At 59.2% G+C, this 14,192-nt stretch carries 10 protein-coding genes; 2 read left to right on the top strand and 8 right to left on the bottom strand.

Annotated elements, in window-relative coordinates; translation table 11 throughout:
- Nucleotides 1–78 precede the first annotated feature (78 nt).
- The gene (locus ACP7B0_RS02745; protein WP_426139390.1) at nucleotides 79–774 is read left to right on the top strand and encodes a pirin family protein; all 696 of its coding nucleotides are present in this window, start codon (nucleotides 79–81) and stop codon (nucleotides 772–774) included.
- Between the two features lie 75 nt (nucleotides 775–849).
- Here ACP7B0_RS02745 and pgm read toward each other — a convergent pair whose 3' ends face one another.
- The 5 genes from pgm to ACP7B0_RS02720 all read right to left on the bottom strand — a co-directional run bounded on the left by pgm (nucleotide 850) and on the right by ACP7B0_RS02720 (nucleotide 9,681).
- A complete protein-coding gene (pgm, locus tag ACP7B0_RS02740; RefSeq protein ID WP_426139389.1) occupies nucleotides 850–2,496 on the bottom strand; it encodes a phosphoglucomutase (alpha-D-glucose-1,6-bisphosphate-dependent) in 1,647 nt (548 codons plus the stop codon).
- Nucleotides 2,497–2,625: 129 nt separating this feature from the next.
- Nucleotides 2,626–4,917, bottom strand: a complete 2,292-nt coding sequence (locus ACP7B0_RS02735) for an ATP-dependent DNA helicase (RefSeq protein WP_426139388.1) — start codon at nucleotides 4,915–4,917, stop codon at nucleotides 2,626–2,628.
- A 129-nt stretch (nucleotides 4,918–5,046) separates the two neighbouring features.
- Nucleotides 5,047–6,450 carry a PLP-dependent aminotransferase family protein gene (locus ACP7B0_RS02730; protein ID WP_426139387.1) on the bottom strand — a complete coding sequence of 468 codons (1,404 nt, stop codon included), beginning with the start codon at nucleotides 6,448–6,450 and terminating at the stop codon, nucleotides 5,047–5,049.
- A gap of 105 nt (nucleotides 6,451–6,555) precedes the next feature.
- The gene (locus ACP7B0_RS02725) at nucleotides 6,556–8,061 is read right to left on the bottom strand and encodes a hypothetical protein (protein ID WP_426139386.1); all 1,506 of its coding nucleotides are present in this window, start codon (nucleotides 8,059–8,061) and stop codon (nucleotides 6,556–6,558) included.
- Nucleotides 8,062–8,658: 597 nt separating this feature from the next.
- Entirely contained in the window at nucleotides 8,659–9,681 is a 1,023-nt protein-coding gene (locus ACP7B0_RS02720; RefSeq protein WP_426139385.1) for a zinc-dependent alcohol dehydrogenase family protein, read from the bottom strand.
- Between the two features lie 468 nt (nucleotides 9,682–10,149).
- Here ACP7B0_RS02720 and ACP7B0_RS02715 point away from each other — a divergent pair, with 468 nt between their 5' ends.
- On the top strand, nucleotides 10,150–11,064 hold the full coding sequence (locus ACP7B0_RS02715) for a LysR family transcriptional regulator (RefSeq protein WP_426139384.1): 915 nt from the start codon (nucleotides 10,150–10,152) through the stop codon (nucleotides 11,062–11,064).
- A gap of 153 nt (nucleotides 11,065–11,217) precedes the next feature.
- Here the strand turns inward: ACP7B0_RS02715 and ACP7B0_RS02710 are convergent, their stop codons facing one another.
- Genes ACP7B0_RS02710 through ACP7B0_RS02700 form a run of 3 tightly spaced genes read right to left on the bottom strand, consistent with a single transcriptional unit; the run spans nucleotide 11,218 to nucleotide 14,180 of the window.
- Nucleotides 11,218–12,819 (bottom strand): N,N-dimethylformamidase beta subunit family domain-containing protein, encoded by a 1,602-nt coding sequence (locus ACP7B0_RS02710; RefSeq protein WP_426139383.1) that lies wholly within the window; start codon nucleotides 12,817–12,819, stop codon nucleotides 11,218–11,220.
- Nucleotides 12,820–12,871: 52 nt separating this feature from the next.
- Entirely contained in the window at nucleotides 12,872–13,504 is a 633-nt protein-coding gene (locus tag ACP7B0_RS02705) for an MFS transporter (RefSeq protein WP_426139382.1), read from the bottom strand.
- Nucleotides 13,485–14,180 carry an MFS transporter gene (locus ACP7B0_RS02700; RefSeq protein WP_426139381.1) on the bottom strand — a complete coding sequence of 232 codons (696 nt, stop codon included), beginning with the start codon at nucleotides 14,178–14,180 and terminating at the stop codon, nucleotides 13,485–13,487. Before ACP7B0_RS02700 ends, ACP7B0_RS02705 begins: the two co-directional genes overlap by 20 nt.
- Nucleotides 14,181–14,192 lie beyond the last annotated feature (12 nt).

Below are 14,192 nucleotides of genomic sequence, written 5' to 3'. Positions count from 1 at the left end.
CATCGCTCCATCAACCACGAATCATCGTTCAGCAGCCCGGGTGAATACCTCTCCCGGCCCTGCTCAGGAGGCCACACCATGCTGCAATTACGACCTTTCAACACATTGGGCGGCGCCAACCACGGCTGGCTGGACGCACACCATCACTTCTCGTTTGCTGACTACTACGATCCAAAACGCATGAACTGGGGGCAGTTGCGGGTCTGGAATGACGATGTGATCGAATCGGGCACGGGCTTTCCGAAGCACCCTCACCGGGACATGGAGATCATCACTTACGTTCGTGAAGGCGCCATTACCCATGAAGACAATCTGGGGAATAAAGGCCGCACCGAAGCCGGTGATGTACAGGTCATGAGCGCCGGGACCGGGATTGCTCACAGCGAATACAACAGGGAGGCCAAGGCCACCAAGATCTTTCAGATATGGATCATGCCCAATGAAACCGGCGCGGCACCTTCCTGGGGCGCCAAACCCTTTCCCAAGGGTGATCGGGAAGGTTTCGTGACACTGGCAAGCGGCAAGAGCGGCGACGACGTGAGCCTGCGCATCCGCGCCGATGCTCGCCTGGTGGCGGCCAATCTGAAAGCGGGTGAAAGCGCGGAGTACCGTCTGGACGCAGGTCGTCGTGCTTATCTGGTTCCAGCAACGGGCAGCATCGAAGTCAACGGTCTGCATGCAAAGGCCCGGGACGGCATTGCCGTTGAAGATGAGCGCGTGTTGCGAGTGACCGCCATCGAAGACAGCGAAATCGTCCTGGTCGATGTCGCCTGACAGTTTGCCCGACGCAGTCAGCAAAAAGCCCCGACTCACAGGAGTCGGGGCTTTTTCGTGTCACTTCAGTTCAGGTCATTGGGGCGCGATAGCCGCGTCCACCAGCACTTGAGCTTCGGCCACCAGACGCTTGAGGTGATCTTCGCCGACAAAGCTTTCGGCGTAGATCTTGTAGATATCCTCGGTGCCTGATGGGCGCGCCGCAAACCAGCCATTTTCGGTCATGACCTTCAAGCCGCCGATCGCCTGGTTGTTGCCCGGCGCATGGCTGAGCACGCTGAGGATCGGCTCACCCGCCAATTCCGTGGACTTGACCTGATCGGGTGACAGCTTGCCGAGCAACGCCTTTTGCTCCGGATTGGCCTTGGCTTCCACGCGAGTCGAAAACGGTTCGCCCAGTTCCTCGGTCAACGCCTGATAGATTTCGCTGGGGTCGCGGCCCTTGCGCGCGGTGATTTCAGCCGCCAGCAACGCCGGGATCAGCCCGTCCTTGTCGGTGGTCCATACCGTGCCGTCCTTGCGCAGGAATGACGCCCCGGCACTTTCTTCGCCTCCGAAGCCCAGCGAACCGTCGAACAGCCCTTCGGCAAAGAACTTGAAGCCCACCGGCACTTCATACAGGCGACGGCCCAGGCGCGCGGCAACCCGATCAATCATGCCGCTGCTGACCACGGTCTTGCCCACGGCGGCATCTGCACGCCAGTGCGGTCGGTTCTGGAACAGGTAGTCGATCGACACCGCCAGGTAATTGTTCGGTGCGAGCAAGCCACCGCTGGGCGTCACGATGCCGTGGCGGTCGTGATCCGGATCGCAGGCAAAGGCGACTTGATAACGATCCTTGAGGCCGATCAAACCCTGCATGGCGAAGTTGGACGACGGGTCCATGCGGATCCGGCCATCCCAGTCGACGCTCATGAAGCGGAACGTCGGATCGACAAATTTGTTCACCACGTCCAGGTTCAGGCCGTAGTGCTCGCCAATGGCCGACCAGTAACGCACCCCTGCTCCGCCCAGCGGGTCTACGCCCAGGCGCAGGTTGGCGTTGCGGATGGCATCCATGTCGATGACGTTTTTCAGGTCCGCCACGTAGGTGTTGAGGTAGTCGTGGCGATGGGTGGTGTCTGCACGCAAGGCTTTGTCGTGGCTCATGCGCGTCACGCCGAGAATCTTTTCAGCCAGCAGTTCGTTGGCCTTGGCTTCGATCCATTTGGTGATGTGACTGTCGGCGGGGCCGCCATTGGGCGGGTTGTACTTGAAACCGCCGCTTTCCGGCGGGTTGTGGGAAGGCGTGATGACGATGCCGTCGGCCAGCCCCGTCGTGCGGCCCCGGTTGTAGCAGATGATCGCGTGGGAAATCGCAGGGGTTGGCGTGTATTCGTCGCCTTCGGAAATCATCACCTGCACGCCATTGGCGGCCAGGACTTCCAGAGCAGTAGCGCTGGCGGGCGTTGACAGGGCGTGAGTGTCCGCACCGAGGAACAGCGGGCCATTGATGCCGTTGACTTCACGGTACAGGCAGATGGCCTGGCTAATGGCCAGAACGTGCCATTCGTTAAAGCTCAAATCAAAAGAGCTGCCACGGTGGCCGGAGGTACCGAAAGCGACCCGCTGGGTGGCAACCGAAGCGTCCGGCTGACCGGTGTAATAGGCGGTTACCAATCGAGGAACGTCGACCAGCAACTCGGCCGGTGCCAGCTTGCCGGCGAAAGGACTCAGACTCATACAACCTCCATGGAACAGGGGAAAAAAATAATGCTGGCAGCTGCACGGTTTCATGAAAGATCAGCAGCGCGGCAGTTTACTGGCAGTTTGACCGCCGCGCTCGGCTATTGATCCCTAAACCCTTGAGCCTCAAAGCTGCCACCACTTGGGTAACAATTGCTGCACCTTGCGCTCTGCAAAGCGGTCGTCGATCAGCATCACGACGCCTCGGTCTTGCTGACTGCGAATCACCCGGCCCGCAGCCTGCACGACTTTTTGCAGGCCCGGATACAGGTAGGTGTAATCGTAGCCTGCGCCAAACAACACAGCCATGCGCTGTTTAAGCTGTTCGTTGACCGGATTGAGCTGCGCCAGCCCCAGTGTCGCAATGAAGGCGCCGATCAACCGCGCACCCGGCAAATCGATCCCCTCACCGAAAGCGCCTCCCAGCACCGCAAAGCCGATACCCTGACTCTTCAGGGTAAATCGCTCCAGAAACTCATGCCGTTCGCCCTCGCTCATGCCCCGCGCCTGCAACCAGATCGGCACATGGGGATGCTCGGTCCGCATCAATTCCGCCACTTGTTGCAGGTAATCAAAGCTGCTGAAAAACGCCAGATAATTGCCAGGCTGCGACTCGAACTGCTCAGCCATCAGCTCGACGATCGGCGCAAGCGACGCCTGCCGGTGGGTGTAACGCGTGGAGATCCGGCTGATGATCCGCACGTCCAGTTGCTCACGACTGAAGGGCGACTCCACGTCGATCCAGGCCGTATCGGCTGGCAGGCCCAGTAAATCAGCGTAGTAATGCCTGGGGCTAAGGGTCGCGGAAAACAGCACGCTGCTACGGGCGGCGGTCAGCCTGGGGTGAATGAACCGGGCTGGCACGACGTTGCGCAGGCAGAGCTTCGACAGGCTGCTGCGCCGGCCTCTCGATTCGCGCTTGCTGATATCGAACACGAAATGCTCATCGAACAACTCCGCGATGCGCACAAACGCGATGGCCTCGAAGTAAAAGCTTTGCAGCGGCCCATCGACAGCTTCGGGGTGTTCGTTGAAGTAATCACCCATGGCCGTTACGCACAGGTTGAGGCTTTGCAACAGTTTCCCCGGTGTGACCGGATAGGCCTGATAGCTCCCGGTTTGCTCCTTGTGCAGCGCGTTCCAGTCACGATTCAAGCGCTGCAAGGGTTTCTTCAGCGGCGCAGGCGCAACGTCGCGGATGGCATTCATGCTCTGCTGATCAAGGCTCGCGCTGTACATCTGCCGGGCACGCTCGACCATGTTGTGCGCTTCGTCCACCAGCACCGCCACGCGCCATTGATTGAACTGCGCCAGGCCAAACAACAAGGCACTCAGGTCGAAATAATAGTTGTAGTCGGCAATCACCACATCCGCCCAGCGTGCCATTTCCTGGCTCAGGTAATAGGGACAGACCTGATGTTCAAGGGCGACCGTGCGCAAACCGGTCTGGTCCAGCCACGGAGCGATCAACGCCGCGCTGCGTGCCGCAGGCAGTCGGTCATAAAAGCCGCGGGCCAATGGACATGAGTCGCCATTGCAGGCTTTGTCCAGATGCTCACAGGCCTTGTCCCGGGCCACCAGTTCCAGAACGCGCAATTCAAGTTCTGGTGCGCTGTGGCGAATCACGCCTAAAGCGTCCAGCGCCAGTTTGCGGCCCGGGGTTTTGGCGGTCAGGAAAAACACTTTATCCAGTTGCTGGCTGGGGGCTGCCTTGAGCATGGGGAACAGGGTGCCGATGGTCTTGCCAATGCCGGTGGGCGCCTGAGCCATGAGACAACGCCCGGTGCTGACCGCCTTGTAGACAGACTCGGCCAGATGCCGCTGGCCGATGCGAAACCCTGCGTGGGGGAATTTCAAGCCACGTAACGCTTCGTTTCGCTGGTGGTTGTGGGCCAATTCCTGCCGTGCCCATTGCAGAAATATCCCGCAGTGCTGCTCGAAAAAGGCCTGCAACTGCTGAGCCGTGTAGCGCTCGCGGATCAAGGTTTCCTGTTCGCTGATGATGTTGAAATACACCAGCGCCAGGTTGACCTCATTCAACTGCAACTGCTGACACAGCAGCCAGCCGTAGATTTTTGCCTGGGCCCAATGCAGTTGGCGATGATTGTCAGGCATGGCGGCCAGCTCGCCCCGATAGGTCTTCACTTCTTCGAGTTGGTTGAGCTGCGAATCATAGCCATCCGCCCTGCCCCGGACTTTCAACTGTTGGTATTCACCCGACAACGCCATCTCGGTCTGGTAATGGGGTCCACGTCGCGTGGCAACGGTGCGATGTCCGGCGATACCTTGCTGGGCGGTAGGCGCTGGCGTAAAGCGCAGATCGAGATCACCGGCCTTCGCCGTAAACTCGCACAGGGCGCGAACCGCCACGACGTAAACCGTGGCGTCCACATCGAGCGGGGGCCGGTCTTCGTTCATAGGGATCAAAGGAGCTGAAGTCACTGCAGGGAGGAACCATCAATTGCCAATACTGGATGGGCGTACAGATATCAGTCTGCCAGGCATCTGGCAAATACAAATGGATCGGCGGATCCGGTTGCGGCGCCCTCAATCGCAACGGGCCTGGGCCAATGCCGTGCGTAATGCAGTGAGCGTAGGCTCAACGGGCAGATGGTCGCTGACGGCATAGCTGATGCGCAGATGCTGGCGATGCAAACCTTGCAGGCTGAACAACTCCCCCGGAGCAATGACGATGCGCTCGCGCAGCAACTGCTCAAAGACGCGGCGCATGTCCACGCAGTGCGTGCTTTCGGCCCAGATTACCCCGCCGCCTTGAGGTACTTCATAGTTGAGCACCGGCCTCAGGTGTTGGTCGATCAGCACGGTCATGTCCCGCATGCGCTGCTCCAGCACGCAACGCAATTGCGCCAGATGCTGATCCAGCCGGCCATTGCTGTACAAACGCGCTATGGCTTTTTGACGAATGGGCGGCAGGTTGAAGGCGCGCAAAAGGAAGTACTGCTGCCATTGGGGAATGAAGCATTTGCTCAGCAGATAACCATAAGGGGCTTCCGGGCCCAGGATTTTTTCAAATGACCCCATGATCAACAGGCGCTCGGGGTCGATCAAATCCCTCAGTCGGTTTTGGGGAGGCTCGAAGCCCAACTCCCCATGATTATCGTTTTCCAGCACCCAGACCCGGTAACGGTTAAGCAGGTCCGCCACCGCCTGGCGATTGTCGGCCGGTAATCCACTGCCGCGCACCGCATTGAGACACGAGGGCAACAAGGCCAGGCCTATGCTTTCAGTGAGTAACGCCTGATCCAGTGCAGGGAGATTAATGCAGCCTGACCGGTCCACAGGCAGCTCGATCACCCGGATGTCAAACGACTGCAGCAGACGCAAGAGTGTCCAGGTACAGGGTGATTCAACCAGAACCGCGCTGCCCCTGAGCGACAGGGTTTCGATCACCACCTTTAGCATGCCCAGCAGGTCAGGCCCGACAAAGACATCTTCCGGCAGCCAGCTTTTACGGGTCGAAACGGTGTAACGAGCCGCCAGCGCGGCACGCAATTCACCATCCCCGAAAGGCTGGAAGTTCGGGTCCGGCGGTTCGGGATGCTGGCGGACCCACTCGCGCTCGATCGCCAGAAGCGGGCTCTCAAGCGACTGGGCCAGCGTCGGCTCGTCATTGCCAAACACCTGCATTCCGGGACGGCGGGCACTGTTGTAGAGGGTCTTCAACACGCACTGCGACTCGCCATCATCGGACAGGACGCTCTCCTGGGCCATCGGTTGCGTGTAGTAGCCCGACTTGGCCACAGGACTGACACGCCCTTCTTTCTCCAACAGTGAATAGGCGTTTTGTACCGTGGAAATGGACACTTTCAGACGCCTCGCCAGTTGGCGCAGTGACGGGAGCCGTAGGGGTGTATCACTCGCCGCATCGTTAATCAGGCCAACAAGGTAGCGATACACCGTTTGATAGGCGAAATCGGATTTTCTTTTCATGAGCGACACTCGTCCATGCGTAACCGCCGGCCCCGGATTGCTTGTTCAATGAAGGCGTACGTGACACCGCGAGCGAGGCACATGGCAGGCGATTGAGAAGAGGGATCAACGTCCGGAAATGATTTCTCTGACCGACTCACCGGTCACCGGGTCCAGCGTTGAAACGAGCCGTTTATCAGGGTCTGCGGCGCGTACCCGGGCAATGATCGAGTCTTGCAGATCAAAATCCACGCGCTGTTTGAGATACAGGCTCTGCAGGCCCTTGATACTCAGGCCACTGATATCAACCAGCCACTGGACGACTTGTTCGGGCGCGGGCGTGCCCGACAGGGCCTTGTGCAAGTCCGGCAGCGCGACCAGCATGCCGGGGTGACAACGTCGCAGGAATGTTTCCAGGTCTCGGCCTTCGTTGACGAACGGTGAAAAGAGCAGGCAAACCAGTTGCGCCTCATTCAGACCGAAGCCTTCCTGAGCAAAGGCTGCAGCCAATTCCCGGCGGGCCTGCAAGCGAGACTCACCGGCGTAGGCAGCCAATGCCTGCTCGATCAGACGCTGAGGCATCTGTTTTCTGCGCATCAGAGCCTTGGCCAGCTCCAGGTATTCGGCAATGCCATCTGCATAGTCGCGCCCTTGAAGGTACTGGGCTTTAAGCCCCCGCATATGGGCCATCAGCAATGGATTGGCGCAATCGGACTCGCTGAAGCTGAACGCCAGATCATCAAAACGAAACCCCAGAAACTCGGTCAGTAAACTCCAGTGCTCGTCCACCCTGCTGTGCACCAGATCAGAAATGGTGATGTAGGCCGGTACGATGGCTTTGTTCGGGAAACCCAGGGGGCGAATCATTCGCCCATTCACCTCGCCGCCGTCGCCATACAGTTCCTGGTAATACACCTGTCCCACGCTGTCGAGGGTTCTGAGCACACCGTTGAAGCTCTGGTTGCCATGATCATTGAAATGCTTCGCGCCGTGCGGGGCGAGACGCATGAGCCAGGTGATGTACTGCTTTTGTTCCTTGCGTGAATCACCGCTGATCAAGGCATCGACGCCACTGCCCCACGCAGCGGCCCGGCTAAAAAACCCGGCGATCCCCAGGTAGCAACTGTTGCAGAAGGTGGTGCGTGCGTCCCCTGCCGATAAATGTCCGCTCACGAGCATGTCCGAACGATTCTGTTCACGCCCGGCTTGGGAAAAAGGCAGTTCCGGCTCGAAAATCTGCACGTACTGGTTATCGATCACCAGCAGTTCGACGCGCGGGTCGTCATGAAGAAACAGCGCCGAATACGTGCGCTGGATGTTGTTCATCACGGCCGGTGTCATGCCTGCATGGCGCATGTTGGCGATGCGCAGGTTAAAGGTCGCCGGTGATCGTCCCGCGATGCTCAATTGCGCGGCCCGCAGAAACGCCAGCGTGTAGGCGCTGTCCTTGCCGCCGCTGAAGGCCACCATGACCTTGAAACTGGCGATACGCTCGATCCCCCCGGCGGCGACGATCAAACGCTGAATGAGTAACTGCAAGGCTGTACGTTCGGCGCGAGAAAAATAACTCAACAAGCGTTGCAATACTTGTTGATAGACATAACTCATCGCCTGTTCGTGAATGGAACTCATCGTGTTTCACCTGCCTGCTTGTCAGCGCGTGAAGGTGTGCAGATGAGGTATACATTGAACAGGTATCTGAATGGATAATCGACCATGACTCATTCCCTGAGTAATAATTACCTCACTATTATCAGTCATACTCCCACGATTACAAGGTACAGATAAGTTGCCCCATACAGCTCAGATCAACACGTTTAAACATAACGATAAACAGCCGTGTTTAATTAATATCGGCGGCGCAGCGTCAAGCCTTTCAAGGCCATAATGCACAAGGGCTCCAGGCTTGCCTGTCCAACGTTGAGTCCCTTGATTGGTTTATGGTTGGACTCACGCGATCCTGCGGTGGGTTAAAACCCCGAAAGCACAACGCTTATAAACTTGGCGGGCACACGGGATTATAAATAAACGACGCTTGTTTATTCGTGAGAATGAATAAGCGACGTTTGAAATGCTGGGGGTGTCGAGAGCACGCCAGGGCAAGGAAGATACATAGAGAGGGTATGGCTAACAGGAAACGCGGACAGCGAAGAGATTTTCCAACACATCGACGCCTGTCCGGAGGCGTCGAGTATACCGAAGTGCTGCGTCAGCACTTCTCACGCAGGATCAGGCAGGCTCCAATTCAAGTACAGCTCGACCGCCGATCGGACAGCCGTCCATGTAACGATGCGCCTGGACCACTTCGCTGAACGGAAACACACGCATTTTGAGCGGGACCAACACGCGATCTGCCGTCAGCTGGTTGATGTCGCGCAATGCCCGTTGCAATGCGGCCTCATCCTGGGAGATGCCCAGTTCCGGCTTGCCGGTAAAGTTGCCCAGGCAATGCACAAAGAACTGAATGTTCTTCTGGAAAGCGGCGCAGGCCGGGAAAGGCGTCTGGTTACCCCCTTGCAAACCGTACAGCACCAGGCTGCCGCGAGGCGCCAGAACATCACCCATGATTGACATCTGTGGCCCACCCAGACCGTCCAGCACAACATCAACACCCCGATTGTCGGTGTATTTGTTGATGGCCATCAGCAGGTCCTGCTCTTCAGTGACCACCACCTTATCGGCGCCCAAGGACAGCAGGTAATCTCTTGCGTCTTCAGTCTTGGTCGCGGCGATCACTCGCACGCCCAGTGCCTTGCCTAACTGAACGAAGGCCGGGCCGGCGCAGTGGCTGGCATCAGTCACCAGAGCTGTCTGCCCGGGCTTGATGCGCGCAAGGTCCATGTAGGCGAAATAGGCTACCAACAGCGGCGTGTAATGCACGCTGGCTTCCACAGGCGTCAGGACGTCGGGATAACGAGTCAGCGCGGAACGCGGCAAAACCACCACCTCGCCGTATACCGGATGCTGGTTAGGGTCTGCAGACGGGAAGCTGGCGACCTTGTCGCCGATAGCCAGATCGTCGACGCCTTCACCCAGCGCAGTCACGACACCGGCCATTTCATGACCCATGCCCGCAGGAAGCCGCGCCTGGGACGGCGCCAGGTTTTGCCGCCAGAGGACGTCATACCAGCTGATGCCAATCGCCTGGACACGTACTTGAACCTCACCGGGTGCAGGCAACGCGTCAGGATGCTCTTCGATCTTGAGCACCTCGGCTGGGCCAAACTGATGAAAACGAATCGTGCGGGACATTTCAAACCTCGCCTAATGAACCTTGATGCCATGAACTCTAGCCGGGCGCTGCCGGGAACACTATCAGTGGCTATTAATAGTCGACATGCCTGTCATTGATTGCCATTACATTTCATAGGCTCTTCACCCCGGACAATCACTGGCTCCTTGTGTGGTCATGGACGGCCATTGTTCGCATGTCGAACAGACAATGCAACCCATACAGGCTCGATCTTCACCTGACCGGACACCCCCTGCGCGCAAACCGTGGCATCCGCCCCGCCCGGACAAAACCCGGGACAAGAATGCTGCCGGGCGTTGCATGACGGTCGGGATCATGAATGACTTCCAGGCGCAGGTATCTGATCTGGCGATGAATTTATACATGCGCAAAGCGCGCATTTGCTCGTACTATTCACGCCAGCAATGAATGCACTGGCCATATGCTGGTAGATCGTTGCTTCGACAAACGCCTTGAGATCACCTGCCATGAACCGCAACGACCTTCGTCGCGTCGACCTCAATTTGCTGATCGTTTTCGAAACCCTGATGCATGAACGCAGCGTCACTCGGGCTGCCGAGAAGCTGTTTCTCGGGCAGCCGGCAATCAGTGCCGCCCTGTCACGCCTGCGTGGGCTCTTTGATGATCCGCTGTTCGTGCGCACCGGTCGCAGCATGGAGCCGACCGCCCGGGCGACGGAAATCTTCGGGCTGCTGTCGCCTGCCCTGGATTCGATTTCCACAGCGGTGAGTCGCGCCTCCGAGTTTGATCCTGCAACCAGTACCGCCGTGTTTCGCATCGGCCTGTCCGATGATGCCGAGTTCGCGCTGCTGCCCTCGTTGCTCAAACGGCTGCGCTCGGAAGCACCCGGCATCGTGCTGGTGGTACGTCGGGTCAATTACATATTGATACCCGCGCTGCTGGCCTCCGGCGAGATTTCAATCGGCGTCAGCTACACCAACGATCTGCCGGCCAATGCCAAGCGCAAAGTCCTGCGCAGAAGTAAACCCATGCTGTTACGTGCCGATTCGATGCCCGGCGCCCTGAGCCTGGAAGATTTCTGCTCTCGTCCGCACGCGCTGGTGTCATTCTCGGGCGACCTGAGCGGCTTCATCGATGAGGTACTGGAAAAAGTCGACCGCAAACGTCATGTCGTGCTGGCGGTTCCGCAGTTCAACGGCCTGGCCACGTTGCTGGCCGGTACTGACATTATCGCCACGGTGCCAGACTACGCCGCCGCCGTGCTGACCGCCGCGGGCGGAGTCCGTGCCGAAGCCCTTCCAATCGAGACACCAACCTTCGAGTTGCACATGGCATGGCGCGGCTCCCAGGACAATGATCCAGGGGAGCGCTGGTTGCGGTCGAGAATCCAGATGTTTTTTGGCGACCCCGATAGCTTGTAATGCTCCATACCGCAATCAGTGGTTTTGCGCAGGAGGTGCAGGCTGGTAAGTTTATGGGGGCCGGACGTACGTTCCGATCCCCGGTACCCAGGCGATCCAACGCTCGGCTTGAACGCCTGGCGTGCGTTCTCCGCCAGAGCCATTTTCAATGATCTACGCACCTTTGAAACAAAGCGCCAACTTGACGGTATGCCAAAGCCATAACCTCCTTTTTAAGGAGATCAGCGAACCTCCTGTGTATTGCGCGGCCCCGCGGCTATGCAAATCGATGCTGGCGTCGCTAAGGTCGGGCGCCAGGATGGAAGCCCGAAACCGGGCATCGCCATCGCCGAGCATGAATGAATAGGCCTCCTCGGACCGACCATGCTCGGCATTGGTTGCCCAGCCCATTGCGAGGATTTGCAATCCACCGGGCGCACCGTCTGTGTAGAGCGGTTCTGGGAGACCGTCGACGAACGTGTATTCCAGGCCATCCACCTCATAGCCAAAGATGTTGGGTTCGTCTCCGAACATGTCCGCGTAACCCAGGCCCGTCCCCGTAAGCGCCCAGTGCTTAGGCCTGAAGACTGTATAGCCGCGAGGGCTGCGCGGAGCCATTCCTCCAAAACTGGCGTAAATCCCTCGCAGAGCATTCACCCCGAACGTCCTTGCCCCGGGGTGATTTACCCTCGGATCTTCCCAGGCTCCCGTTAGTCGATGAGGCTCGGTAGCCGCCACAGGATCGAGCGCACCAGCATCGTACTTGTAGGCCACCTGCCGCCGGCCCTCATCCTCCAAGCGGATCTGCCACATGAAATTGCCGGCGAAGCGCGCGACCTTGCCGCCGCCCTCGACAAAGGCGTCGACATGGTCGCGCATTTCCCGCGTCCAGTACTCGTCGTGCCCGGCGAAGACGGCGCAGGTGTAGCCTTCAAGCGCGTGCGGGTCGTGATGCAAATCGTCCTGGGTCAGGATATGCACCGTATAACCTTGCTGTTCGGCCCAGGCCACAAAAGGTCTCTCGTAAGAAACCCACCCCGCCAGCGCGTAGTACTTGGCGTAGCCGTTAAGGTTGGCCCATTCGATGAACTCATAGCGCGCGGGCCCTGGCTTGCGGGGCCGGGTCGCGTTGACGCAACGTGGTGCATCCTCCGGCAGCCAGACCTGCCCTCGCGCCCAGGGGCGCTGCGCCGACAGCAACGGTGAGCGGCCACGCGGCGTGCCGGGGTGGAGGCCGAAGTAATGATTGGCACCGCCCCAGTCGTTATAGGCGGCCCACGTCGAGGTGGCCGCAACGAGCACCAAGGCATCGGAACGCTTGCGCACCGCCTTGACGATGAACAGATGATGCCCGAGGACGCTGTCAGCACCATCCCGTACTTCCACTACATAGCCACCCTGCTCGGCATCCGCCGGGATTGACCATTGCATGAAGACAGGCCATTGGCAGCCATGCTCATAGGCACGTTCGGGTATGGGATGGAATCGAGCGTCAAGGCTGTCGGTGGTATGCAGCGTGCGGGTGATGGCGCCGTCACGATAGATCCGGAATCTCACTTGTGAGCGGTTCGACGACAGATACAGGCAAACCGAGTCACCCGGGCTATAGGCGCGGCGGTCCGAGTAGCACCAGGCAGCCGCCGAGCCCGACTCGGAAGGGACTTCGACCCAGGTCTCACGTGCGGCCTGACGTGGCCCCGAAGTCTGGCTGACGGTCACGCCGGCGCCCGGTCGTTCACCGCGTGCAGCGGCGTTTTTGAGGTCTGTGGAATTCATTGAGGCGTACTCCTTTGATCGGCTGATTCTGCGGATCGACAAGCCAAGTGATTTAGTCCCGAGACGCCATCAACGGCCGTGAGCCAGCGCTGACTCGAGCACCAGGCGCCTCGATGTGCGCAAGATCGATGCCCGCCGTTTCGTCGATAAGAAACCCTGCCAGGACAGTGATTACGCCCAACCCGATGACATAGCTGACATACAGATAGCCAAGGTCGGCGCCGCTAAGATAGTTGTGTAAATAGGGGGCGGTGCCGCCAAAGATCGCCACCGAAACCGACGAGACCAAGCCAACGCCCTGGGCCCGTGCCTGGGTCGGTACCTGCTCGGACAGCACGGCAGGGAAAATCGCCGCGATCAACGACCATGCGCCTAGCCCCAGCACCTGGGCGAAGAACAGTGTGTAGGGCTCAGTGGTCACCATTATCGAAATGGGATAGGTCAGCAGGATCACGCCCAGGCCCCAGGCGATGACCATGGGCCGGCGCCCTACCCGATCGGACAACATCCCGCAGACCGGCAACCAGCACACGCAGAGGATCTGCGCGAGGAGACTTGCCACATAGGCACCCGTGGCGTCCATACCCTGCGCAATCGCCGTCGAAGCGCCGAACGTGACCCAGGCGTAGTAAGTGACATTGGCGGCCGCTGCAAGCATGACGATGTTACGCGCGACGCGTAGCATCTCCCCCCCTGGACAGCTTACGCGGCGGCCGCGCCAGACCCTGCTGCTCTACGAACACATGAGACTCCTGTGCACCGCGGCGCAAAAACAGCGCATAAATACCGAGTACTCCACCAATGGCGAAGCCGATCCTCCAGCCGTAGTCACCCATGGCCTGCGCGCCCAGCAGCCAGGTCAGCGCTGCCGCCACGGCCGCCATCACCCCTACCGTCACCCCCACATAGACGGAACTCGACCATAAGCCACGGTGCTTGCTTGGGGCGATCTCGGCGACATAGGTGTAGGAAACCCCGGTCTCGCCACCATGGGCGAGCCCCTGCATAAGCCGGAAAAACAGCAGCGCGACAGAGGCATACAGACCAATGCTCTGGTAGTCAGGGATAAGCGCGATGCCCAGGCTGCTGATCGCAAGCAGCACCATGATGGTCCGACGCCCCAGTCGGTCGCTCAGTCGGCCAAACAACCACCCGCCGACAGGGCGTGCGACAAAGCCAACCGCAAACACAGCAAGGGTCGCGAGCATCGCCGAGCGCGCATCGGTCTTGTCGAACATATTGCTTGCCAGGTACACCGAAAAGGTTGCGTACAGGGTCCAGTCAAACCATTCAAGCGCATTGCCAATGCCTGCCGCGCGCAACGATTTGAGGCGTCCTTGGTGAGACGTCGTATTGTTCATGGTGCATCTCCT

Origin of the sequence: Pseudomonas sp. DWP3-1-2, from assembly GCF_049896285.1 — a bacterium.
Classification (GTDB): Bacteria; Pseudomonadota; Gammaproteobacteria; order Pseudomonadales; family Pseudomonadaceae; genus Aquipseudomonas.
Note: the sequence above shows the minus strand (reverse complement) of the source record. Positions and strands in the feature narration are given on the sequence as shown.

Bases quoted from the DNA above. Each gene is read 5' to 3' on its own strand.
- ACP7B0_RS02715 (WP_426139384.1), top strand. From the start codon at position 10,150: ATGAACCGCAACGACCTTCGTCGCGTCGACCTCAATTTGCTGATCGTT.
- ACP7B0_RS02745 (WP_426139390.1), top strand. From the start codon at position 79: ATGCTGCAATTACGACCTTTCAACACATTGGGCGGCGCCAACCACGGC.
- ACP7B0_RS02705 (WP_426139382.1), bottom strand. From the start codon at position 13,504: ATGCTACGCGTCGCGCGTAACATCGTCATGCTTGCAGCGGCCGCCAAT.
- ACP7B0_RS02735 (WP_426139388.1), bottom strand. From the start codon at position 4,917: ATGAACGAAGACCGGCCCCCGCTCGATGTGGACGCCACGGTTTACGTC.
- ACP7B0_RS02700 (WP_426139381.1), bottom strand. From the start codon at position 14,180: ATGAACAATACGACGTCTCACCAAGGACGCCTCAAATCGTTGCGCGCG.
- ACP7B0_RS02710 (WP_426139383.1), bottom strand. From the start codon at position 12,819: ATGAATTCCACAGACCTCAAAAACGCCGCTGCACGCGGTGAACGACCG.
- ACP7B0_RS02730 (WP_426139387.1), bottom strand. From the start codon at position 6,450: ATGAAAAGAAAATCCGATTTCGCCTATCAAACGGTGTATCGCTACCTT.
- ACP7B0_RS02720 (WP_426139385.1), bottom strand. From the start codon at position 9,681: ATGTCCCGCACGATTCGTTTTCATCAGTTTGGCCCAGCCGAGGTGCTC.
- pgm (WP_426139389.1), bottom strand. From the start codon at position 2,496: ATGAGTCTGAGTCCTTTCGCCGGCAAGCTGGCACCGGCCGAGTTGCTG.
- ACP7B0_RS02725 (WP_426139386.1), bottom strand. From the start codon at position 8,061: ATGAGTTCCATTCACGAACAGGCGATGAGTTATGTCTATCAACAAGTA.